This window comes from Metapseudomonas boanensis, from assembly GCF_042232855.1.
Taxonomy (GTDB): Bacteria; Pseudomonadota; Gammaproteobacteria; order Pseudomonadales; family Pseudomonadaceae; genus Metapseudomonas; species Metapseudomonas boanensis.
On record NZ_CP113889.1, the window covers coordinates 4,487,025 to 4,509,079 of the forward strand.

Annotated in this window: 15 protein-coding genes; all 15 read right to left on the reverse strand. The window is 66.3% G+C overall.

Features of this window, described 5'->3' with window-relative positions:
- Positions 1-345: 345 nt before the first annotated feature.
- The 15 genes from OXH74_RS20980 to OXH74_RS21050 all read right to left on the reverse strand — a co-directional run bounded on the left by OXH74_RS20980 (position 346) and on the right by OXH74_RS21050 (position 22,053).
- Complete coding sequence (locus OXH74_RS20980; RefSeq protein ID WP_375738678.1) at positions 346-1,428, reverse strand: DUF4157 domain-containing protein; 1,083 nt, start codon at positions 1,426-1,428, stop codon at positions 346-348.
- Between the two features lie 329 nt (positions 1,429-1,757).
- Positions 1,758-2,582, reverse strand: coding sequence for a hypothetical protein (locus tag OXH74_RS20985; protein WP_375738679.1), 825 nt, complete (start codon positions 2,580-2,582; stop codon positions 1,758-1,760).
- A 73-nt stretch (positions 2,583-2,655) separates the two neighbouring features.
- A complete protein-coding gene (locus OXH74_RS20990; RefSeq protein WP_375738680.1) occupies positions 2,656-7,386 on the reverse strand; it encodes a hypothetical protein in 4,731 nt (1,576 codons plus the stop codon).
- 13 nt (positions 7,387-7,399) lie between these two features.
- The gene (locus OXH74_RS20995; protein ID WP_375738681.1) at positions 7,400-9,763 is read right to left on the reverse strand and encodes a phage tail protein; all 2,364 of its coding nucleotides are present in this window, start codon (positions 9,761-9,763) and stop codon (positions 7,400-7,402) included.
- A complete protein-coding gene (locus OXH74_RS21000) occupies positions 9,760-12,423 on the reverse strand; it encodes a hypothetical protein (protein WP_375738682.1) in 2,664 nt (887 codons plus the stop codon). The genes OXH74_RS20995 and OXH74_RS21000 overlap by 4 nt, the downstream gene beginning before the upstream one ends.
- Positions 12,423-14,984, reverse strand: a complete 2,562-nt coding sequence (locus OXH74_RS21005; RefSeq protein ID WP_375738683.1) for a baseplate J/gp47 family protein — start codon at positions 14,982-14,984, stop codon at positions 12,423-12,425. The genes OXH74_RS21000 and OXH74_RS21005 overlap by 1 nt, the downstream gene beginning before the upstream one ends.
- A gap of 12 nt (positions 14,985-14,996) precedes the next feature.
- Positions 14,997-15,383, reverse strand: coding sequence for a GPW/gp25 family protein (locus OXH74_RS21010; protein ID WP_375738684.1), 387 nt, complete (start codon positions 15,381-15,383; stop codon positions 14,997-14,999).
- A gap of 2 nt (positions 15,384-15,385) precedes the next feature.
- Positions 15,386-15,712: a hypothetical protein gene (locus OXH74_RS21015; RefSeq protein WP_375738685.1), complete on the reverse strand. Its 327-nt coding sequence runs from the start codon at positions 15,710-15,712 to the stop codon at positions 15,386-15,388.
- Positions 15,709-16,293 (reverse strand): phage baseplate assembly protein V, encoded by a 585-nt coding sequence (locus OXH74_RS21020; protein WP_375738686.1) that lies wholly within the window; start codon positions 16,291-16,293, stop codon positions 15,709-15,711. The genes OXH74_RS21015 and OXH74_RS21020 overlap by 4 nt, the downstream gene beginning before the upstream one ends.
- Positions 16,293-17,438, reverse strand: coding sequence for a hypothetical protein (locus OXH74_RS21025; RefSeq protein WP_375738687.1), 1,146 nt, complete (start codon positions 17,436-17,438; stop codon positions 16,293-16,295). Before OXH74_RS21025 ends, OXH74_RS21020 begins: the two co-directional genes overlap by 1 nt.
- Positions 17,439-17,501: 63 nt before the next feature.
- Positions 17,502-17,774 carry a hypothetical protein gene (locus OXH74_RS21030; protein WP_375738688.1) on the reverse strand — a complete coding sequence of 91 codons (273 nt, stop codon included), beginning with the start codon at positions 17,772-17,774 and terminating at the stop codon, positions 17,502-17,504.
- A gap of 28 nt (positions 17,775-17,802) precedes the next feature.
- Entirely contained in the window at positions 17,803-18,471 is a 669-nt protein-coding gene (locus OXH74_RS21035) for a hypothetical protein (RefSeq protein WP_375738689.1), read from the reverse strand.
- Positions 18,468-18,737, reverse strand: coding sequence for a hypothetical protein (locus tag OXH74_RS21040; protein ID WP_375738690.1), 270 nt, complete (start codon positions 18,735-18,737; stop codon positions 18,468-18,470). Before OXH74_RS21040 ends, OXH74_RS21035 begins: the two co-directional genes overlap by 4 nt.
- Positions 18,734-20,887, reverse strand: a complete 2,154-nt coding sequence (locus tag OXH74_RS21045; protein ID WP_375738691.1) for an ATP-binding protein — start codon at positions 20,885-20,887, stop codon at positions 18,734-18,736. The genes OXH74_RS21040 and OXH74_RS21045 overlap by 4 nt, the downstream gene beginning before the upstream one ends.
- Positions 20,884-22,053 (reverse strand): DUF4255 domain-containing protein, encoded by a 1,170-nt coding sequence (locus OXH74_RS21050; protein WP_375738692.1) that lies wholly within the window; start codon positions 22,051-22,053, stop codon positions 20,884-20,886. Before OXH74_RS21050 ends, OXH74_RS21045 begins: the two co-directional genes overlap by 4 nt.
- Positions 22,054-22,055: the final 2 nt, after the last annotated feature.

Below are 22,055 nucleotides of genomic sequence, written 5' to 3' on the forward strand. Positions count from 1 at the left end.
CTGAAACGGGCGGGGACCAGGCGGGAACTTGCGGGGGGCGTGAGACGCAAGCGGTGAGGGGATGGGTTTGGAGGAGCCGGCTGTCGATGACATAGGTCATCAGCCCGCGCATGGGGAGGGCAAAGCGTTTTGTACAACGAAGCTCGGTGACTCATCCAGGAGTCCGCATAGGTACCCATTGTTCAGTGGGCGGGCGCGCCCTGGAAGCAGAACCTGTCGGATCGGGAGCCAGGCGAAAGAGGTACTTGAATGGAACGTCGTATGCCGCGCCCCTCGCGCTGCGCGGTGTTCCTTCATCAACATGATGCTTGTCCTCCAGGTTCGCATCCCTTGGTCAGTCAACGACTAGGGGCACTTGGTTTTCTCGCAAGGATTGGTATTCCAGCTGCTGTTACCCGTCTTCTTCCGATGGCAGCACAGGTCATCCAGCACCGAATTGGTGTAGGTCACCGTCACCGTCGTCACACCGATCCGCGAGTGAAAGTTGAGGTCGCGAATCGAGGCCTGGCTGCCAACGTGCACGCAGGCGTGTGAGCCGGTGTTGAGCAGACCCTCGTGAATGGCCTGGATGCCCTTGAAGAAGATCGCGTAGTTCATGGTGCCGGCGCCGCTCTTGGAATAGCGCGCGCCCTTGCCGGACTTGGCTACCGGGTCGGTCAGGTTGCCGAGTCTGACGTTCTCGGAGTCCGTGTAGCCCAGGCCCTCCAGCCGTGTGACCTTGGAAGCCTTCACACGGTCGGTCAGGCCAATGCCGAGCATCGTCGAGCCGCCCGCAATCGGCAACACGACATCGGCCGGGACCTTGCTCGATTTCGTACTGTATTTGGCGGTCAGGGTCCCGGTGGGCATGCGCGGTTCCAGTTGGCCAGCGGCCTTGGCGGCGGCCTTGTGCCCATCATCGACCACCGCCTTGTCGAAGTGAATGGTAATGGTGTCGACCCAGGGCTGCTTCTTGGGGTCGGTGAGCGTTTCGTTGGCGGCGTCGAAGGCAATGGTGTCCTTGCCCTTGCTGCGGTACCGGGCCAGTGTGCGATTCACGCCCGCGCCGGCGTTTGCATTACCCGCGGAGCCGGTTTGCTGGACCACGTGGGTCAGTTCATGGGCGATCAAATGTTGGCCGGCCGAGGTTTCGGGCGAGTATTTGCCGGAGCCAAAGACAACGTCGCGTCCTACTGCGTAAGCGTCGGCGTTGATCTCATGGGCCGAGCGTTCCGCCTGGCTACCGAGGTGCACCCGGACATGGGAAAAGTCGTATCCGAAACGTGGCTCCATGTCCTGCCGTAATGCCGGCGCCAGTGGCTGACCGGAACTCGCCAGTGTTTGGTTGACGTTCTCGGGCATCTCAATGGATTGTCCGGTGCAGTGGCCTGCGAAGCGCTGGATGCGAGATGACACGCTGCTGACGGCAGGCACTGAGGGTGTTGCCATCACCTCGTTGGCCACTCGATCCGCTTCCCGTTCGAAACTGTCTCCCGGCTCGCTGATCGCCAGTTTCGTCTGTATCGGCGAAGGCTCGCGGCAGCGCGGGCAGGAGCCGCCGCAGGCGCACCGGCCGGTCATGGGTGTCAGGGACGATTGGTTCGTCGATCGGGCCGGCTGCCTCATAAGCATCGGCGCAAGGTGCGAAGTGCGCCCAGACGATGGGGAGTGCGATCTTTCCGGGGGCTGGAATGCCTGACCCATTGCATTGTCTCCTGGCCTGTTGTTCCGCTACCCCGTCAGAGAGCCGAGCGTGGAGCGAAGGACCGCCCGGCCGATCAGAAGCAGGTTCGGCCGGTGTCGGAATCGCGCCAGATGTGTGCACCAAAAAACGCATACGCATCGGGGTTGTCCATCCGGCCCGCGGTCGTTTCACCCACCGGCGGTGCCACATTGCCGGCCGGATATTGGGCATCACCCCGGTTTGGTGGGTGTGTCCCCGCCACGCCGATACCGACGTCGTGCGCCCCTTCGTGGATCAGAATGATGGCCCGGCAGGTCGGCGACAGCTCCCAGAACGGTCGGCAAACGTGCACCAGATCGTCGCTCTCGATCCAGAAGGCCTGCTCGGTCCCGCAGATGTTCTGGCTGTTGCAGATGTAGTTTCGCGGCACCAGCGTGCCGAGGATCTGCCGATAGGTGTCCTCGATGGTTGCGCGGTTGGCATCGGTAGGGGCAATGAAATGGCGGCCGAGCGCGGTGGCGTAGGTGGTGCCCGCAGCCGGCGCCGCGCCGAGGGCGCGCCGAGCCGCACCGACGAATTCGCGGGCGCGTTGGCGGGCGGTTTCCAGCCGTTCGTTCGCATCGGTGATACCGGTGATGCCTTCCGTGCAGTCTCGAAACACAGGCGCCGCTGCGGGTTCTGCAGCGGGTGCCGCCTCATCGGCTGCAGGTGCGACATCGCCATCGCGCGCGGCGCGTGCGCCCAGTGGGTTTTGTTCAGCGCTGCAGGTTGGGCAACTGCCGCCGCAGGCGCAGGGTGAGCGCGAGAATCGTCTTTGGACAACGGCTGATTGCGGCGGCCCCGAGGCCGTCGGAGTCGGTATTGCCCCGTCTTTTCGACGCGCCCGTTGGGGAAGCGCTTCCTGCAGTGTTGTGATCATGGCGTGTCCTGTCCTCCTGGTTATGACCCGCCAGCCGATGATGTGTGCGGCAGGCAGTCAGGCGACCCTGGATTCATTTTTTCTTCGGCGTGGCCTTCTTCGCAGTCAAGCGGGTGGCGCGGGTTGGTTTTGGCGGTGGCGTTTGACCGAGCACCAGTTTCGCCATTTCGGTGAGTTTCTCCGCCTGCTCTGCGCTACCGACGATTCTGATCAGCGTCTTCGGATTGGTTTCAACGATCCCCTCGACATCCTGGATGCCGCCCGCAGCGAGCTGTTTGCGTGTGACGTCGTCGAGATCGAGTTTATCGAGCGGCGTGCGCACAGCAGGCTGCGGCGCCGGTTCGGGCGCCGGTTGTGGCGCTGGCGCCGCCGGCGTGGCCTCGGTGGTGGCCGTGCCGTAGATCACCGTGCCATTGACGGCCACTGATTTCGGTACCACGCGCACCGGCACCACCAACGTGGTTTGCAGCGTGGCTCCCGCGCTGAAGTGCAGAGCGGTCTTGTCGCGCAGCACTTCCTTGCCGGCGAGGTCGGTGACGCGGGCGAACAGTTCGCCTTCCTTGCCTAGCCGGGCGGTTTGGGCGCTGTCATAGGACGCGCTGAAGGCGCCTGTGGCATCGGTACGGCCGACGGTTTCCACCTGGCTGCCGTTGCTGCGCAGCAGCACGACTGAATAATCGGCCAGTCCCTGACCCCGGTCATTCATGAAACGGCCACTGAACGTCGAACCCCTTTCCGGCACCTCCGGTACGCGGACCGCCAGGGTTTCAGCGCTGGTGGCCAGCAGGCGACTGGTTTCGACGCCGGCCTGGCCCTGGGTGGAGAGGGCGGCGCTGGCCGCGAACTCGGCACCATGCTTGGTCGTCATGCGCATGGCCTCGGCCTGGTAGACCTTGGTGATTGCCACCTGGGTCGCGTTGATATGGGTGATTGCGCGTGCGGTGGTCTGCTGCGGCAGGGTAGCCAGTTCGGCCGAGGTGAAGGCGTTGTTCGAGAGCGTTCCACCGAGCTGGGCGGCATTGGCCGCCAACACGCTGGCGAGGAACTGCCCGACAGCGGACGGACTGGCGAACAGCCGGCTGCACAGCGCCGCGTCCAGCACCTGGTTGGGCTGGTCTACCGTTGGCAAGGGGCTCGCCCCTGCGCTTGGCCGGGCGATGATGCAGTGGTCGGCCTGGTTCAGCGCCGTCATGTTCATGCGCATGCCCGTGGTCAGCAGTGAGATCGTCCGCGATACGTCCTCGCGCAGCCGTGAGGTCGTGGCGCGCACGGTGTCGGCCATCAGCACCGCATTGGCGAAGAACGGATCGGCGCGATACACCGCCGAAGTGTTCGAGGCATAGCCCAGATCGTCCACGGCCAGCAGCAACTGCGAGGTGATCGAGCGGTTCCCCAGGCCCAGGCGCACATAGTTGTCGTCGAACAGCGTTTCACCGCCGGGTAGCGCTCGTTCGGCCACGGCGCTGAAGCGACCGGTGCTGAGCGCCTTTGGCTCGAACGCCAAATAAGCGCCGTAGACCCGTGCCAGCAAGCGATGTATGCCGCCAAGATTGAGGATCAGCACCCCGCCCACGGCGGTGTCTAGAAAGCCGAACAGGCCGCTGAACTCGCTGTTGAAGTGGTTGTTGGCCACCGACACCGGGCCGAAGGCGAAGGTGGTCAGGGCCCGGCCGGCGGGTTGATCAATGCGGTTGTCATGCACGCGCAGCGCGGCATTGCGGCCACTGGAAGCCGACAGGTGCGCGGTGAGCGCCCCGGCGAAGCGGACATACACGCCGCCACGGATACCGGCGTTGCGGTTGTCCTCGAAACCGCTGGTGGTCGCGCCGTTGGCGGCGAGCACGTTGTCGGTGATTTCCAGGTTGTCGCCATAGCCGACGAACACACCGCACACTGGGTCGACGGCGCGGAGGCCGTTTTCATGGATGTGGTTGCCACTGATCCGTGCCGCTTGGACGATGGCGAGCGAGACGCCGCCACGGCCGATGAACTGCGCGTCAGCCAGCAGGGCGTCGGTGAAGGGGTTGCGCAGGTTGTGGTGCAGGCGGTTATTGAGGATCACCAGGTCGCGTACCGGATCGGTCGCGCGCAGCAGTGGCGTCAGCGCGAGATTGAGCAGCGCGGCATCGAGGTAGGCCAGCAACGCCGCCTTCGGATCGTTGCCTGGAATCGCCAGGGCTTGACCCTTCAGGTCGCTGCCGTTGCGCGGCGCGAAGCCGATGCCGGACAAGCCCATCATCGAGATGTCATTGGCCTCGATGCTGATCTGGTGCAGGAAGCCCCGTACCTGTGAGGCAGCGCGGGCCGCGAGCGTCACGGCGTTGACCAGCACACCTTCGTCCCGTGCCTCGGTGATGCGCAGCACCCGGTATTGCGGCGACACGTCCAGCTTGTAGGCGCCCGGGGCAGTCTTGATGCTGGCCATGCCTTGTGCATCGCTGCGGTCGGTGGCGACTGTGGCGTCTTCCAGGTATACATCGACGCCGGACAAAGGTTTGCCCTGTTCGTCCTGCACCAGGGCGAGGAACAGGCCATTGGAGGTGACGTTGACGTTGACGTTGGCCTGCGGCTGGGCACTCAGGTTCGCCACCGCGAGGATCGCCGGTGTATCGGGCGGTGGCGGAGGCTCGACCGGATCGAGGTCGCCGCCCAGCGTGATGCCATTGCCAGCACCGCCGACCACGCTGTTCTCCAGGATGCGCACACGTTCGGATCCGGCGCGTACGTGGATCCCGCCGATGGCGCGGTAGGGTTGCTGCGGCAACAACTGCGCGATCAGCACCGCCCACACCGTGAACGCGTAGTTCAGCACCAGCAGCGGGTGCAGGTAGAGGATCTCAGGCCTGGCGCAGGGGTCGGCAGGATCGCGTGTCGGGTCATCGTCGGGGACATCCGGCTCGTCGGGGGTCTGGTCGATGAAGGGCAGCAGCACCAGGGTGTTGCGTTCGACCAACACGTCGTCGGCGGAAATCGACAGCGTGGCGCGGCCGTCGAGCGTGTCCAGCAGGTGCAAGCGATTCTCCGAGATCTTGAGCCCGGCAGCGTGGGTGGCTCGGATCGTATTGGTCCGCGCGATCATGCGGTTGTCGTGCAGGCTCAGGTCGCGGCAGCCATCTTCGCTGCTGCCATCGATGCGCACGGCGATGGCGTCGTAGCTCACCAGATCGAGATCACAGACTTCGATCCCCGCACAATCGACGAAGTGCAGGATCGGCTGGCCGCGCGTTTCCGTGCGGGGCAGCACCAGCGAACGCCAGCGGCAGCCGTGGATCTTCACATTGCGGCGGCCCTCCAGGCGCAGGTTGGCGCGGTGCAGCCCGGGCAGCAGGCACAACTCGCCTCCGGCCGCCGGCAGGTGCGCGGCGGCTTCTTCGAGGGAGTTGAAGTCACCGAAGCTCGACACGCCATCACCGATCAGGAAGGTGCAGCAGAGCTTCTGGTTCGTCAGCGGACGGAAGCGCTTGCGGCAGTCTTCGAGGGTGCCGTCGATTTCGGTATTGCGTCGGCCGGTCCAGTTGATCTCCGCCAGCGGCACACGGTGATAGACGATGCCAATGGGCGGTGCGTTGTCGATCAGCACCTCGGGGTTGGTGATCTCGCCGGCACGTACGGTGAAAGTCCAGTAGTCGCCCGGTCGGTAGTTACCGGCACCCGCGGCGTCGAACGCGAGCTGGATGCCGTCACGCAGGTGAGCGGGCGCGCCCACATCGGGGAAGTCCGCGACATCGGCGATGCCGTTCCACAGTCGGAAGAACACCGAATCGGTGGTGGAGGGCAGTGTGCCGAAGCTGGCGGGCGAGGCGAGTTCCAGGTCGTGGTCGGTATTGAGGGTGGCCACGCTGCCGTACACCACAGTCCAAGCGCCGATCAGGTCATCGTATTGCAGGGCCTCCAGGTAGAACTCGGTCAGGCCGGAATTGACGATGGCGACGCGCCCCGCATCGATGAGCACACGGTCGGGGTCGGTGGTCGAGTCGAAACGCCCGCGGCCGACCAGGCCGCCATTGAACTGGCTCCACTTGAAGCGCACCGGCGCACCGGCCGGCGCGTCGGCGATCTCGATTCGGTACAGGCAATGCTCGAAGCCGGTGTAGCCGCCGCCACCGACCACCGGGCAGTCGCCGACCAGTTCCACCACGGGCACCAGCGACACGCTGAGCCGGCCCTTGGTGGATGGGTCGTCGCGCAGTTTTCCAAGGATCGTGGCGCAGTCTTCCCCCTCCGCCAGGCGCAGCAGCCGGATGCGGAAGTTGACGAAGGCGCGTTCGGCGGTGTCTGGCCCGCCCAGCGCCGGCTCGATCAGCCGGTGCGGATACTGGAAGCCGTGCAGCGCCTCTTCCGAGACTTCCAGAATCACCGCATCGCGCGTGCCATCGGCAATCTGGTCCGGGGCCGGCGTGGGACTGGCCAGTGGCGGTCCGAAATAGGTTGCCAGGCGCGCGACTGGCGCCAATGGGTCCGGTGTCTCGCCCGGCAGACGGGTGAGGATGCCATCGGCCCAGGCGCGTCCAGGGCGCAGCATCACCTGCACCTGGCCATCATTGACCTGCGCCGACTCGACCTTGAAGCCTTGCGGCTCCGAGGCGGGCACTGCGCATACGCCGGCGCCGATGATGTCGCGGCCGGCCTGGCCGTTCCAGCCGAGTTCGAGCAGTTCGCCCTCGGTCAGATCGGAATCTGTGGTCACGCGGCCCTGCTGGTGCAGCACACCGCTCAGGTTGCGCAACGGGCCCAGAGACGGCGGGTTGACCCCGCGCTCGTGCTGATGGGGGTCGAAGTTCAGTACGGAGAAATCGCCTTGCATGGCTCCCCCTTCGTCAGGTGACGGGTACTACCAGCGGCCTCACGCCAACCGGCATGAATTCCCGTAGCCGCACGTGCAGATTGGTCCACTTGTGTGCCTCCAGCAGAAAACCGAAGGCGCCAATTGCGTCGTCGTCCGGTCCAAGCTCGCGCACTCGGCGGTCACTTTCGCGCTGGAGTTGCGCATAGCCCGGGTCGTTGAAGCGTTCCGAGGTGAAGACGATGCGTGCATCCGGCGCATGCACGCAGAAATGGTTCGGCGGCAGGCGGTCGGCATCGCTGCTGAACGCGCTCCACTTGATGCAGCCGCGCTGGTTGTCCAGCACCTCGAAGCGTTGCGTGAAAATGCCGCCCAGACCGCCGACAGCCGCCACGCGCACCGGGCCGAAACAGGTCAGGCCGGCGAAGTCCAGTGCGGCTGCCCAGTTGTTCGACGGATCAGTCGCGGCGGCGATGGCGAACAGGCCGGTCGGCGCGTCATCGAAGCCCAGTCCCGCGTCGACAATGCTGTCCTGGATGTCGAGCCGGTAGCGCGAGTCGACGGCAATGGAGCCGGTGATCGAGCGCTGGATGACGATGTCGGGCGTGGGGACGAAAGCGTCGATGTCGGCCTGGGCGCTGAAACCGTAGCCGTCGACCAGGCGCAGCGCAGGTTGCATCGGCGCCCGGTTGCCGTTACGCAGGCTGTGGCCGCCGGGGGCGAGGGTGCAGCCGATGATCTCCAGGCGCGCGACCGCCGCGCGATCGATCAGCGCCTGGCCGGTGGGGAAGGGTGCGGCTCCGTCCGGTGCGATATACAGGCCCTGCAGCTGGACCTGGGGTGCGAACGGCGTAGCGTCGCCGGCCACCACCGGGCGCAGTGACAATGGTTGTGCCAGCAGCACGATGGGCCGGTGTTCGCCGGCTGCACGAATGGTCAGTGAGTGTGCCAGTCGCAGCGAAACCGTACCGTCGACGGTGGTGTCGGGGAGCAGGGACAAGTCGATGCGGTGCACCAGGCTGTCATGAATCTCGATGACCACAGGCGCTGTCGCATCAGCCAGGCCGTCCAGCGCGGCTTGCAGCGTCATACCCCCCGACACCTCACCGACCCGGCGCAATTCCACCGTTGGGTCCAGCGCCGGGAAGTGCCGCGTGATCGGGTGGGCGCCGACCGGCCCTGCGGCGCCGTAGGTGAAACTGGTGAACAGGCGCGACACCAGGGAGCCGTTCTCCAGCACCATCAGTTCATCGGCCTGCGCTGCGGTCTCCATGCCGATCAGGAGACGGCCGATGTCGGGGTCGACGACGATCTCACCGATCCGCAGTGGCCGGCGCAGCCCGGTTTCCCAGGCACAGAGGTTGTCGCCGCGGAACTGCCACTGCCATTGCGGGAACGGTGCCGGCGGCACCAGGAGCGGTGCCAGCGTTTGCGGCATGAACAGCTGCAGGCCGACGTCACCCAGGTCGAAACCGGTCGGCGGCGTCACCCCGGCGTTGTAGAAATCGACCTGCACATAGGCCTCGGGATGGCCCGCACGCGTATGGCTGGTGAGGCGTGCATCGAGTATCGGGCCGGGCACGGCATCGGCTTCGGTCAGTGGCGAGACGATGCCTCCCGAGGTTCCTGCGTGCAGGAAGCCGGGGCGGCTGGTATTGAACAGGCGCACGGGGATGTCCAGTGGATGCAGGTCGAAGCGCAAGGCGAACCGCGCCAGGTCCGCAGGCTGGGCACCAAGGTCGATCAGGCCCTTGGCCAGCGGTCGCACTCGCGGCAGGCGATAGGCTGCAAGCCGCCACAGGAAGATCGCCAGGTTCGGCAGGTTGATGGTGCGTGCATCGCCCTGTGCGGGCTTTACGTCGGCGGTATAGGCGAAGGGGTCGAACGGTGTGCCGAGCAGGGCCAGTGCGGCGGGGTCGCGGATGGGCGCGGTGCCGCCACGGGGTACGTCGAAGCGCGTCAGCGTTGGGGCGCCGTAAGGCGGTTCGCCGCCCGCATCAGGCCGCTGGTGATTCAAGTGCTGCGACCAGGCGAGGTTCTCGCGCAGTTCGACGCTGCGGCAGGCCCAGCCGGTGAGGTTGACGGCCAGGCGTTCGATGGCGCCCAGGGTGCCCTTGCGCCGCCGCAGGGCGATGGTGTCGGCCACGTCGGCGCGCAGGGTGCGCGGGTCGCCTTTCAGGTGCGTGGTGCCGAGCAGATCCGCCAGGTAGGGGATGACCCAGTCGTCGCAGGTGTCGATGAACAGGTCTTCGTAGAGCTGCGCGATGTGTTCGTGCAGTGCACCAAAGGGCCCTTCGACCGCCGCGAGATAGGCGCGCAGCTGATTGGGCGGCGTGACTTCGGCATCGCGCGTGCGGTAGATCTCCGGCAGACGCTCGAACAGCGGGACGGTGCTCATGCGCATTCCCCTGCGGATGGTTCACTGACCGAGGTCAGCGTGAGGTGCTGTGCGGCGAGCTGCAGCAGCTCATGCCCACTGCAGGGCAGGACCTGCGCCACCGGCCGCGGTGCCGCCGGCAGCATCAGCGTGGCGGGGTTGCTGGCCCCGGCTGCGAACAGGCCGAGCGCGGTGACCTTGCACCACAACACTCCGGCGACGTTCTGCAGGCGCCCTTCGATACGGCTGGCGTACTCTGGCTCGCCAAGCCGCCGCGCATGCAGTCCGAACAGGCCGCTGCGCTCGTGCGGGGTTTGGCCGGTAAGGCCGAGGGTGGCGCGCAGGGCCGCCTCGACATCCTCCTGCCGGTAGCTCGGATCGCGGGCGTAGCTGAGGTCGACGAAGGCGTAGCGCAGCAGCGCCTGCTGCACCACCAGCGGAAAGCGGTCCGGGCCACGGCAGCGCTGGGCGTGGGCGAGCGTCGCCTGGACGTCGGCGAACTCCGCCTCTCGCCCGGCCTCCAGCAGCACCCGCAGGATCACCGCAGGTATGCCGGCATGCAGGTCCCATGCTGCGGCGGCGGTCACCACACCGGGCACGGCTAGGGTTTCGGTCTCGTAATCGCGGATGCTGACCAGCCGTCCCAGGCTCTGCACCTTGCCCGGTGCGGCCTCGCGCGCTTTCCCGCCGTCTTCCGGATCGGCGCCACCGGAAACGATGCCGGCCAGCGACAGCTTGTCGAAGCCGGGCGGACGCTCACTGGCGGTTGGCGTGGCGCCGGGCTTGATCGGCCCGTGCGCGCCAACACCGCTGCGGTAAATGGCCACGACATTCTTCAAGCCCGAGGGCAGACGCGCCCCCGTCTCGCCATCGCCAAACTGCACGAAGCTCTGGCCTTCGGTACTTTCCCGCACGATGTAGACGCGTTCTTCCGGTCCCCGCCCGTAGAACGCGTCGATGCGCGTCCAGAGGTGGCCATCGACCCAGACTTCGAGTTCAGGGGTTTGCGGCGGGATGCCGCCTGCAGAGAGAAAGTACGTCAGCGGGGATTTCGGCAGCGGGAAGGTCTGCCACATCTGCCGGTGGTCGCCATTGCCGAGCACGGCCTCATGCTCGGTCTTGCCCTGCGAGGCGTCGACCAAGTTGCCGAAGACCGTGACCTTGGGCTCGGCCTCGTCGAAATCCGCCGGTAGGAAGGGCACGGGCGGACGGTCGAAAGTCAACGGCCACATCCTGGCAATATCCGGCGTCGGCGGGGCGAAGCTGGCGGCATTGCTGGTGCACACCAGCTCGACGCTGCGCCCGTCCGGGTGCGTCAGGTACAGCCGCCGCCCGGCCAGCGCCAGCGCCTGCCGACCGGTGCCATAGAAGCGCAACGCATGGGTGCCATTGGCGAAGGCGCTACCGGTGGGTTTGGATACCGGCTTCAGCGTGAGCGCCGGGCTCGTCACTTCGTGAATCAGGTAGTCGCGCACGTCGCTGAAGGGCGATCCGGGCATCACATGCTTGATCAGCGGCTGGTTGAGCGTCAGCAGCGTGCTGGCGCCGTTGAGGTTGCCGAAGCCAATCGTGCGGGTTTCCACGGCGGCGATGCTGCGCACGACGCTCAGCGCAACCGGTGTGCTGACGCCGCTCTTGCCGACCCGCGACTGCACGATCACCTGCGTGCCGGAATTCAGGTCGGTGATTTCCGAATCCAACGGGATCAGCGTGGACGGCAGTGCAATCGACGAGCTGGTATTGAAGCAGTCATGGTTGGCGTAGAGGTGCCGCTCGAAGTAGGTGTTCGACTCCAGCGCACCGACGATCTCGCTGCCGCTCCTCTTGCTGGTCACCGTCTTGACCGGGGCATTGTGGCCGAAGTGGCGGAATGTGCGGTTGACCCGATAGGCCGCGACGGGCTGGTTCCAGTCGTGCTGTAGCGGCGCATCGATGTCGACGATGACGCGGCCGAGCAGGCGTGTGACCTGCTTGACCTTGACCACCTGCGGCGCTTGCTGGGTGGTGAGCGTCGAGCCGCTGCTGGTCCATCCAGGCTCCGGCGGTTGCAGCAACAGGCGGTCGCCGACCTTCAGCTCGAAGGCGGCGAGGCTGGCCGTATCGGTGGCGCTTGCGACGCTGTGCAACTCGAGGGAGGTGCTGCCAGCGGCCAGGGTCGCCGCATAGGCCCGTGGCCGGTACAGGTTGAAGCGTCCGAGGTGCGGCCAGGCGCTGAGCTCGGCATCGGTCTGGAAGTCGGCGGGTGTCGCCAGGCTCTCAAGCTCCACCTTGACCACAAAGCCCTTATGGATCGTTAACGGCTGTACGCCGCGTGCCTCGAAGGCGAGGGTGGCGCGTCCGCCGATGCCCGGCGCCAGCCGGTAGCCCGTGAGCCGCACCAGCTCGGCCACGCTCTCGCGCCAGGCGGCCGTCCGCAGGTAGGCCTCGTTCGCGTAGTGCTCCTGGTAAAAGCTAAGGATGTCGCCGAGGATGGCGGCACCTTGCAGCAGGGCAATAGCGGGGTCGTCCGGCTCACGGTGGGTCCAGGCAGCGAGTTCCGGTGCGGCGTCGATTCCCCGCGTCATGGCTTCCAGGAAGTCGGCGTAACGGCCAATGCGGTAAGCGATGCGCGGCAGGCCAGGGCGGTTGTCGGCACGGCGCGGGAAGAGGAAGGGGTCGGTGATCAGTGGATTGCACGCCATCATCGCCTCCCGCCCTGCACATCGAAGCGGATCAGCCCGCGTTCGAGGTGGTCCGGGTCATTGGCCAACAGCACGGTCTCGTCGAAACCGATCTCCAGCACGGATGCGCTAGGCACGCCGGGCAAGGGTGCCGAGAAACGCTTCATGGTGATGCTCACCACATGCTTGATGCCGGCAATACGGTGGATGCGGCCTTCGATCATGCTGCGGTGCAGTGATTGGCCGAACGTCCATTGGTCCGGGTGGAAGAAACCGGGGCGGCCATCCGAGGTCCAGCCGTCGGAGAATTCCTGCTCCAGCACGAAACGCAGGTCCTCGCGCCAGTAGGCTTGGTCCACGCAAACGACCACATGGATTTCCAGCGGGACATAGCGCGGCGGGCGCAGTTCGATGTCCTCGCCGATCAGCCGGACCGCTTCCAGGTGCTCGGCAATGCGCGGGCGCAACTCGTCCCATAGCGCATCCGAGCGCTCGTCACCCAGTGCGGTGAAGCCGGTCGGGTCGATGGCGATGCGCACTGTGCGCCAACTGCCGGTCCAGGCGTAACGCGCCACCGCGCGCGAAACGCCGCTGACTTCCTCGGCGCGGCGAACATAGTCCGCCAGCGTGACGGCCCGCAGCTGGCGTGCACGGAACGCTTCGGGTGCATTGCGGCGGATGCGTTCGGGCAACTCCGGGTCGCGGCCGTCGGTCACGTCGAAGGGGTTGGTCACCGCGACCACCGCGCCGTCCAGCAGACCGGTCAGGGGCTGGGCATTGATGAGTTGGTCCGCGCCGATGTTTCCCGCATGGCCGACACCAACCTGGTATTGGGCATGCACCACCGCACCCGAGGGCAGCAGACGGCCATTGGTGCCGTTGCCGAAGCGCAGCACGCTTTGCCGGTGCTCGTCGGTTTCCACCATGTAGTGGTCGCCGTTTTCCGCCGAGTCGTCGCTGTGCACCAGACTCTCCACCTCGTCCCATTGCTCAAGGGCCGCGCCAGGCGGTTCGACCTGCAGCCACAGCGTCGAGCGCGCCGGCTCCTCGCCGGTTGGCGCCCCACCATGACTGGGTGGCAAGTAGGCGAGGGGCCCGACATCGGGCAGTTCGGCAAAAACCCAGTCACGGCCGTTGCCATAGCGATCCAGGCGTGTGAAGTGGCGATGCTTGACGGTGTCGGTCTCGCTCGGCAGCAGCGTACCCTGCTCGTAGAAGTGCACCTCCTGCGGTCGGCCTTCGTGGACTGGCAGCAGGTTGCCGTAGAAAATGGATACGTCTTCAACTTCAGCGGGCGGCGGGCCGGGGCAGAAGGAGGTGAAGCTGTAGTCGAAACGCAATGCATCGTCTTCACGCCAGTGCACGCGGACGATCCAGGTGCTGGTCACCGGGTCGAAGATCGATTCGGCGGCACCGCGATCGACATCGTCACCGGCTAGCAGGCGCAGCAACTGCCGCTTGGCGCGGTTGCTGCCGGCCGGGGCGCCGGTCAGCGGGTTGAGCACCTCGGCGATGAGCATTTCCCGCCACAGACCGTTGCGCACCCGGTCGCGAAGGGCATCGGCCTGCGCTTGCGAGATGAGGCCCGCCAGCGGCGCCAGGTCCGCACTGGTGCTGCCGGCTGCCAGCGCCGGCTGTGCGTTGCGCCAGGTGTGCAGTCGCAGGCGATTGAGCAGGGGGTCCAGGCGTTGGCGTTGCGCCGCTTCGAGGCGGTTCTGCCGGCTGGCGAAGAACACCGCATCGTCAGCGGGAGGGTCGTCGCCGGTCCAGGTCACCAGCTCCTGGTCGTCGAGGGTGAACGGCGCCTGGCCTGCTACCACGTCAACCGCCAGCCAGGTGCTGGCCTGGTTGCCCTCATGCAGGTGGTAATCGACCAGCCGGGCGTGGCGCGCCAGGGAAACGCGCTTGCGCGTGGTGGCTAGGTAGGCCTCCGCCATGACGCGGTCCTGGAAGTCGCTGAGCTCATCGGCAGCCGCGGCGAACAGATCGATCAGCACCTGGTCGTGGTCGGCTTCGCTGGTACTGGTCCAGCCCGGCACGCGCTCGGCCATGGCCACCATCAAGGTGTGCCGGAAGGAGTCGTAGTCCTTGGCCAGGTAGTCGATGGCCGGGTTGGGTGCTGGCGGGCGGCCCGGTTGCGGTGGCGCGCAGTCGTTAGTGAAGCACCCGGGGCGGAACTTGAAGCCGATGGCGCTGAAGAACGGATCGATCAGACTGGCGTTCCAGACCAGTTCCAGGCGGTAGGTCGAGTAGTCGCCGACCGGCTCGATGCGCAGGCCCAGGCGCGTTGCGTCCAGCGCGGCCACGGCCGTGACCCGCACCTGCCCGGACGCATTGCCGGCGACGATGCGCGAGCCGCCGCGCAAGCGAAATACCTGACGGGCGCGGGCCGGGTCGCCGCCGATATCGGCGAGGATCGCCGCCAGGTGCAGGCCGTTGAAGAAATGCAGATCGACGTCCGCATGGTCGGGGTGCGCCCCAGGCGGCAACGACACCAATGCGAGCTTCAGGCCATTGAGGCCGTGGCTCTGCAGCACGTCCGCGCGATCGTCGACCAGATCGGGAAAGGCAATGGCAGCCATGGCGGGCAGGTCCTATCGAGAGTTGCGCTGGAACTTGATGACACGCGAATCCGGGCTGCCGGCGGGCCGGTACTTCACCGTCACCTCCAGCGTTGCGGCGGCGTCGTCCCAGACCACGTCGATCAGCTCAACCGTCAGGCGGTGGCCCAGCCAGCGCGACAATCCGTTGGTGATGCGCGCCTTGACCACGCCGCGCAAGGCTTCCGAGGCCGGCTCGAAGACCAGCTTGCGTACTCCCGCACCGAACTCGGGCAGGAACAGGCGCTCGGCGGGGCTGGTCAGCAGCAGTTGCAGCAATTCATCGCGTACGTGCGCGTCGTCGTTCGCCGGGGAGACGGTGCGTCCGTCGCTGCCGATACGGAAGGGGAACGCGAGATGCCGTCCATTGGAAAGCGCCATGTTCATATCCCTTTGGCTTTTTGCTGGACCTGGACGACAACGGCGGTGCCCTGGGGCACTTGCGCGGCGTTGAGACACAGGCCAACGCTGGTCTGGAGCAGCACCGGCACGTTGTGCAGTGCGGTCTGCGTCGCGGCGGTCACCCAGCGGATGGATACGCAGGGCGAGTAGGTGACTGGTGTGAACGGGCAGCCGACGATGGGGTGAATGTCGGTCTGCAGCAGCATCGGTGCGCCATCCACCAGGGCCTCGGTGTTCGTGGTGATCAACTGTGCAACGCCGCCGTGCGGGCACATCACGAGGCTGCTGGTGGTGAGGATCGGGATCATGGCGGCACCCCGAAGGTCATGGCGCCGTTGACCAGGCTGACACCGGCCAGACCGACTTTGATCAACCCGTTGTTCAGCGAGATGTTTTCATTGGTGATCTTGATTTCGCAGGCACCGCAGGCGATGACGACCTCGTTGGACGAGAGGGTGATGACTTTGGCAATGCTGCTGTCGCCATGGACGATTTTGACCTCGTTCGCCTCGTCATCGAGGATCACCTTGTGGCCTTGCTCGGAGACGATCACGCGCACGCCCGCACCTTGCGGCTCAGGCCGCTCGCCGCTGGCCCACCAGGCGCCAGACCAGATCGGGTTGTCCAGCTGGCCTGCCTCGAACTCGATCCACACGCCGGAACCGACCTTGGGCAGCATGACCATGCCGTGGCCGTCACCGGCGAAGGGCGCAGCCGGCAGCGCCCAGCCACAGGCGTGTTCGCCCAACACAGCGGGGATGGTGGCGCGAATGCGGCACTGGTTGTTCGGGTCGTCGACGTCTGTGACGATGCCTCGGTACTTGCCGTAGTAGCTGCTGCCGACCCGCTCGACGAGCCGCTCGACCGTACGCTCCATCAGATCGTCCATCAGAAGATCCCTCCGCTCACCGAAACTGACAGTTGCAGGCCACCGCCCAACGCTTCCGCGACCGCCGCGCCCGAGACCTCGCTCACCGAGTCGGTCTTGGCTTCCAGTTGCTGCGTGTACAGCGACGGCGTGATGTGGTGGACCACCTTGGTGATCAGGTAGTCGCCGCTGTAGGGCGTGGCGCCGGCATCGACACGCACTTTCTGGTAGGGCGTCAGCAGGCCGCCGTAGCAACCGGGGATGACCTGGCTGGTCAGCTTGTAGACATAGCCCCGGCATCGCGCCCGTGCGGTGGCGGCCGCGGTCGGGTCTTCACGGGTGTTTTCCGCGGGGTCCAACAACCGTCGTGGCGTCAGGTCGGCCGGTAATGCCGGCAGGTTGCGCATCAGGCCGAGGTCTGCGGCGCTGGTTTCGAAGCTGGTGACGCCCTGGTCATCGACGCGCAATACCTGCGCCTGAGTGCGCTCGCCGCCCTCTGGGTCCTGCATGATCGTGGCATTGGCGAGGTTGCGACCGTTGCCGATCAGCACCAGCGGCGGCAGGTCCGCAGCATCGGCCGGGTCGGCCAGGAAGCAGCCGATGCTGGCGCCCGGCTGGTCACCCGGCAGCACATAGGCATGGCGATCATTGGCCGTTGCCAGCTCGCGCAGGAACTGCAGCACAGTACCGCGGCGGGTGGTGGTCTCCGGCGTGGACTCGGTGGCGTCGATACGGGTATCGCCGATCTCGGTGAAACGGCCGAACAGCTCGGTGGCGATGTCGCTGGCCTTGCGGTGCTCGAAGGGGGGCTCGGCTTCCTCGTCGCGATTGAGGAAGGCGCTATCGTCGCGCACCACCAGAGTCGCCGTGCTGCGGCCGGGCTGCGAGTCGAGGTCGGCGTCGATGCTCACCAGCGGCCCGTCGATCAATGCGGCGAAGCGGCCATTGCCGATATCCAGTTCAACCCGCACGCGCGAGAAGGGTTCGCTGGTCTCGCCCGGCCAATGCAACCAGGCACCGTTGGCATCCAGGCATAGCACCATGCGCAACTGAGCCTCCCAGAACGCGTCCATTTCCTGGGTGACTTCGATCTCCTCGATGCGCCGCAGTTGCTCCTCGCTTGCGGCGTTGTCGCCGAACCAGACGCGGAATCGTTGCTCGGCCATGGTCATTCCTCCCGGACGGCCGCCCTACGGAGCGGCAGGCAGCAAATGCAGCGGGGCTTCATGTCAGCGCTTCGGCACGACGACAGTGTCGCCGGGCTCGTCAACGAGGGTGCGGCCGTCGAGGGCGGTGTTGGCGTCAGCGATATGCCAGAACTGCGTTGCATCGCCTGTGCGTGCCTGGGCGAACAGGTCGAGGCGGTCGCCTGATTGCACCATCTGCGGATCGCCGCTTGTGGGTGTCAGGTAGCGCAGCTTCAAGGCAACCACGGTTTCGCCAGTCGAGGTGGTGGTTTGGACCGTGGCGACCCTGGCGTAGCGCGAGTTCTGGAGAAACATGCTGCCTCCTGCTCTGTTCTGCGGCCTGCTACAGGGGAATCAGTTCGACGATCTGTTCGGCGGTGTTGGCCAGGTTGGCGATCGCCTGGGCTTCCTTGGCGATGGTCGAATACTCCAACGCGCCCTTGGCCAGTGCGTCGTCGGAGCAATCGTCGACGGCGATCACGCTGAGCTGGATGTCGACCTCGGCACGGGTCGGGTTGAGGATTGCGTCGTACTCGAGTTCGGAGATGCTCATCGAGTCGATGGTCACCGGCAGGACCCGCGTCAGGCCCCAGATGAACAGGATGCGCGGGTACTTTTCACGTGGTATCGGCTGGGCCGGGGCGTCATCACCGCCGCCGCCGAGGGCATCGCCGATCGCATCGATGGCGGCGCCGATCAGGCCGGCGATCTTCCCACTGGGCAGTACCATCTTTTCCAGCGCGGCCAGTTGCGGGCCGATGCCGAACAGTTCGGCCAGGACCTTGCCTTCATCGAGCATGTTTGCGGCGCTGAAGTGCGCCTTGAAGCTGATTTTCTCGAAGGTCTTCTCGCCCGCCTGGGCCGTCTCGCGCTGGGTGGCGCCGGTAGGACGCGGGGGAATCTCCAGCGTGCGCGTCAGTGATTCCGGGTTGAACTGGAAAATCACCACATTCGGGATCGGGCCGATCAGGTCGGTGCCGTACTCGATCAATGCACCGCGCAGCAGGGTCATGGCTGCTCTCCCCGAAGGGTGCCGGCAATGCGCTGGGCGATGCCGGCCGCAAGCGCCTGGGCGCTGGGCGACGCGGGGCTGGCGAGATGGTCTGCATCGAGGCGCTCGCCTGACAGCACCTGAGGCGTCTGCCCGGCCAGGGCCTGGGCGAGCGCCGGCCCGAGCAGCCGCGCTGCCGCTTCGGCGGTTTCTGCCGGGATGCCACGCAGGTCGAGTTCGAGCGCATTGATGTGCAGGCGACGACGGGGCAAGGAGGGCGCGTTCATCGTTTGGTCCTCCGGGTAGCGACCAGCTCGGCGTAAGGGCCGAACTGGTCAAGGCTGTTGGCGCGGTCCAGCTTGTCGTATTCACGCTGCAGGGCCTGGACCACGGCGGCCATCCCCAGGCGCCGTGGCGCGCCATCGGCCGCGCTCTGCAGGCAGGCGTGGAAGACGATGCCGCGTATGTGGCCACCGGCCAGGGCAAAACGCTGGGCGAGGAACTCGAAATCGACGTCGCTCGTATCGACGCCGGCAGGGATTACGCTGTGCCAGATGCGCAGCCGTTCTGCCGGGCCCGGCAGTGGGAACTCGACGACGAAGCGCAGGCGCCGCAGGAAGGCTTCGTCCAGGTCCTTGCGACGATTGGTGGCGAGGATCGCCAGGCCCTTGAAGCGCTCCATGCGTTCCAGCAGATAGCTGATCTCCAGGTTGGCGTAGCGATCGTGCGCATCCTTGACCTCGGTGCGCTTGCCGAAGAGGGCATCGGCCTCGTCGAAGAACAGGATCACATCCGCCGAGTCGGCGGCGTCGAACAGCCGGCGCAGGTTCTTTTCCGTCTCGCCGATGTACTTGTTGACGACCTGGGAGAGGTCGATGCGGTAGAGCGGCAAAGCCAGTTCGGCGGCGATGGCTTCGGCCGCCATGGTCTTGCCGGTACCGGGCGGGCCGGCGAAGAGTGCAGCCAGCCCGCCCTCGTTCCAGGCCCGCGCTGTGCCCCAGTCGTAATGCACGCGGGTCAGGTTGTGCATCGCGGCGATGATCTCGTCGATCTGCAGGGCTTGTGCGGGAGGCAGCATCAGCTCGCTTAGCGCGAAGCGCGGCATGACGGCTTGGGCCAGGGTGCCGAGATCGAGGTCTGCGCGTGCAGCAGCGAACAGTTCGGCTGGCCTTGGGGGCCGCCCCAGGGTTGCCAGTTCGGCCCCCACGCGGGCAATCGCCGCTCGTTCGTAGCGGAAGCGGCGGGCCAGCTCAGGAAGTACCGGGGCGAGCGCGGCGTCGGGCAGTTGTTGCTGCCAGCAATCGAGCCGTTGCGCATAGCTCAGTGACGGCACCTGGATGGTCGGCAGAGTGGTCCCCAGCCCGCGCAACGCGGCGCGGTCCTGGGCGCCGACGAAGATCGTCAGTGGAAGCCCCGGCAAGGGTGGAGGCGTCAGCAGGTCGTCGTGGGCTCTGTTGTCGGCCAGGAGGGCGGCCGGCAGGTACAGGGCGCAACCACGCAGCCACGCGGCGCACATCGCCTGGGCCAGGTGCTCGCGCGATAGCGCCGGGCTTGGTTGCACGGTGACTACGCCGGCGCGTTCGGCACAGGCAGCGGCCACTTCGGCGAGTGGTGCGCCAGGCGGGCCGATCACTGGAACCAGTTGCAGGCTTTCGCCTCGGCCAACGTCGGCAAGGCTTGCCATGACGGCGCAGACGCGTGCGACGGTCGCAGCATCGAGGTCCTGCGGCAGCTCGGCGGGCATGATCGCTTCCAGCGCCGGTGGCAGTTCGGCGCCGGCAAACAGCAGCTCACGCGCAACCAGCGAAGGGACAGACAGCGTGGCTTGCCAGTCGTACAGCGCAGTGCCAGGCAGCGGTGTGAGCAGGCCATGGCGCAGCAACGCGTGGGCCGGGTCGAAGCAGCATACAAGCTCATCCGGCTCGTCCCATAGCCGCTGCGCCAGTGCCAGGGTAGGGCCATTGCGTGCGGAATCGTTCAGGCAGCTTGAGATCACCTGGCCCGCGGCGCTGTCGACACTGGGCAGCAGGGCCAGCGCCAGCACGAAACACTCGACCGGTGCGAGCCGCAGGCGCTGCGCGACCCAGCCGAACGAACCGCGTTGGGCTTCGCCCGTACCCGGGCGCTCGGCCATGGTGATGCGTCCGCTGAGGTAGCGCGCGGTGACGTCCTGGGCGAAGAAGAGGCTTTTCTCGCGTTCGTAGCGCAGCAGGTCGAGCGCATCCAGTGCCCCGTCGACAGCGGGCGGCAGCGGTGACCCCTCATCAGCGATCACACCTTGCAGGCTGCGCTCGCGCCACAGCCAGCAGACTTCTCGCCGCAGCCGCAAGGTGACCTGGCTCAGCCAGTACTGCGCGAGCACATCCTGGCCTCGCACACCAGGCAGGAATGCGACAGGGTCAGGGAGTTTGAACGCGGCGAGCGGGTCGGTCGTCATGGCACCACCACGATTGGACTGGCTTTGGCCTGCTGGTTGTTCACTCGCAGGATGACGCGGTAACTGCCGGCCGGCACGGCAGCGGCGGCGCTGGGGATGGTCAGGGTCTGCTGGTCAGGGGCGGTGGTCACCACGTCGAACAGGTGCACCGTGACCCCATCGGACTCCCGGTAGAACAACACCATCACGTCGTCTGTGTCGTTGCCGAGCAGCAGGCCCTGCAGTTCCAGGTCGCTGCCGACGAGCGCGGCGCTGGTCAAGGTTGGCAATAACCGTGCTGCCAGCAGGTTGCTCGACCGCGCGCGGGTCGGCGACAGTCGGCGGCGAACGACCAGCGGAATCTCGCCGGCCGAGAGCGTAGCGCCGGATGCGATCGGGGTGCCGGGGCTGCCTTCGGCGGTGACCACCAGCCGGTCGACGTGGCGCTCGACGATCACCAGCTGCACGTTGCCGAGCAGCGCTTCCAGGGTGCTGGCGTTCAGGTCTTCGCCATACAGCGTCAGCAACGCTCCGGCCTCGAAGCGGGCGGGCTCGACCCGGTCGAGCCGGGCGCCCATCGATGGAATCACTTCGATTCGGACGCCTTCGCCACCGATGATGGTTTCCGGTGTGGTGCTGTAGTCGACGCCCACCAGCAGGGCACTGCGCGGCAGATTGCCCGGCACGATCATCACCGGGCGAACCTGGAAGGCCACCGAGAGCCGGTAGCGTTCATCAGTGCCTTGCATGGTCTTGGACTGTTGGTCAACGCTCGACTCGTCGAAGCTCAGTTTCAGCGGTTCCGGGTTGTTTTCCAGGGCAAGGCGCACGTCCAGCGCCACCAGTGGGTCCAGGCGCAGGAAGCTGAGTTCGTGCAGCGCCGCCATGCCGCGGCCCAGTAGGTCATGCGCGGCAGCGGTGTCACTGCTTTCGCCGTTGTCGAAGGCTGTCAGCAGGAACTTCAGGATCAGCCACAGGGGTGGAGGCTCGCCGTCGCGCAGTGAGAAGTTGCGCAGCTGTGGATCGAAGGTCGTTTCATAGAGGTACAGGTTGAGCTTTTCGGTGGTATCGCTATTGGCCGCATCTTCGGGCTTGCCGATCGACACCTCGAAGCCGCGGCGGATCAGGTGGTCCTGCAGCAGGCGCGTCACTGCGCCAATCGCCTTGCCGGAGTCTGCGAGTGCCATGG